The following is a 1,945-nucleotide window of genomic DNA, read 5'->3' as shown; positions in this document are numbered from 1 at the left end:
CGGCACCGCGCGGTGTCGGCGCCCCCTGCCACGATCCCCCCGTGCTGCTCGCCGACGTCGTCGCCGCCTCCACCGCCGTCGCGGCCACCCGCTCCCGCACGGCCAAGGCGACGGCGATCGCCGACCTGCTGCGCCGCGCCACGGACGACGAGGTGCCTGCGGTCACCGCATGGCTGGCCGGTGAGCCGCTGCAGCGCCGCCTCGGCGTCGGCTGGCGCACGCTCGCCCCGCTGACCGGGGAGCCCGCCGCGGCGCCGGCCCTCGCCGTGACCGCCGTCGACGCGGCGCTGGGGGAGCTCGCCGCGACCGGCGGGGCCGGCTCCACCGCCCGCCGGGAGACGCTGCTGCGCGCCCTGCTGGGGGCGGCCACCGCGGACGAGCAGCGGTTCCTCGTCCGCCTGCTCACCGGCGAGCTGCGCCAGGGCGCACTGGAGGGCGTCGTCCTCGACGCGGTGGCCACGGCGGCCGGCGTCCCGGCGGCGGGGGTCCGGCGGGCGTTCATGCTGTCGGGCAGCCTCCCCGAGACCGCGGCCACCGCCCTCACCGGCGGCGCGGCCGCGCTCGACGCCGTCTCCCTGCGGGTCGGCCGGCCGGTGCGGCCCATGCTCGCCAGCCCGGGTTCCTCGCTGGACGCGGCCCTGGAGGACCTCGGTGCCGACGTGACCGTGGAGTTCAAGCTGGACGGCGCCCGCATCCAGGTGCACCGGGACGGCCACGACGTCCGGGTCTGGACCCGCACGCTGCGGGAGGTGACCGACGGCGTGCCGGAGCTGGTCGACCGGGTCCGCGCGCTGCCGTGCACGACCGCCGTCCTCGACGGCGAGACCCTCGCCCTGGACGACGACGGCCGGCCGCGGGCCTTCCAGGAGACGATGAGCCGCTTCGGCAGTGACGCTTCCGATGCCGGCGTGCTGCTGAGCCCGTTCTTCTTCGACCTGCTGCACCTCGACGGCCGCGACCTGCTCGACGAGCCGCTGTCGGTCCGCCTCGACGCGCTGGCCGGGTTGCTGGCCGCCGACGAGCACGCCCCACTCCGCATGCCGGGCGTCCGCTCCCCCGACCCGGACCGGGCCGCGGCGGTGCTGGACGGCGCCCTCGCCGCGGGACACGAGGGCGTCGTGGTCAAGGCCCTGGACGCGCCCTACGCCGCGGGTCGGCGCGGGCGGGCCTGGCAGAAGGTGAAGCCGGTGCACACCCTGGACCTCGTCGTGCTCGGCGCGGAGTGGGGGTACGGCCGCCGCGCGGGCAAGCTGTCGAACATCCACCTGGGCGCCCGCGACCCCGACGGCGGGGAGCCGGTGATGGTCGGCAAGACCTTCAAGGGCATGACCGACGAGCTGCTGGACTGGCAGACCGCGACCTTTCCCGAGCTGGCCCGCGAGCGGCCGGAGTGGGGCGTGCTGCTGCGGCCGGAGCTGGTCGTGGAGATCGCCTTGGACGGCGCACAGCGCAGCCCCCGCTACCCCGGCGGGGTCGCGCTGCGCTTCGCCCGGGTGCTGCGCTACCGGCCGGACAAGACACCGGCCGAGGCCGACACCCTCGACGCGGTGCGCGCGCTGCTGGCCGGCGGCTGACCGCGCCTCAGTGGGTGGCGCTGGACCGCAGCGCGCCTCCCCCGACCTCCCGCAGCGCCGACACCGCGAGCACGCGGCTGGTCGGGTAGAGCTCCACGTCGGCGTCCTCGGTCAGGTGGTCGACGACGGTGAGCCAGCCCGGCGGGCCGAACCGGAGGATCCGCGGGGGCAGGTCGACCACACGGCTCGGGTCCTCGGCGTCCCGCAGGACCACCCGCCCCTCGTAGAGGTGCCGGTCGTTGACGGTGGTGATGTCCATGCGGACAGCGTCCTCGGCGCGGGGGGGGGGGGGGGGGGGGGGGGGGGGGGGGGGGGGGGGGGGCGGGCGGGGGGGGGGGGGGGGGGGGGGGGGGGGGGGGGGGGGGGGCGGG

2 protein-coding genes are annotated in these 1,945 nt (G+C 78.1%); one reads left to right on the top strand and one right to left on the bottom strand.

The features are described from left to right. Nucleotides 1–1,574: ATP-dependent DNA ligase (locus ACI78Q_RS23660; RefSeq protein WP_456925926.1), on the top strand; the 1,574-nt coding region annotated here is incomplete at its 5' end. 7 nt (nucleotides 1,575–1,581) lie between these two features. Here the strand turns inward: ACI78Q_RS23660 and ACI78Q_RS23655 are convergent. Beyond that, complete coding sequence (locus ACI78Q_RS23655) at nucleotides 1,582–1,833, bottom strand: hypothetical protein (protein ID WP_456925925.1); 252 nt, start codon at nucleotides 1,831–1,833, stop codon at nucleotides 1,582–1,584. Nucleotides 1,834–1,945: the final 112 nt, after the last annotated feature.

Source organism: Geodermatophilus sp. SYSU D00705 (assembly GCF_054050135.1).
Note: the sequence above shows the minus strand (reverse complement) of the source record. Positions and strands in the feature narration are given on the sequence as shown.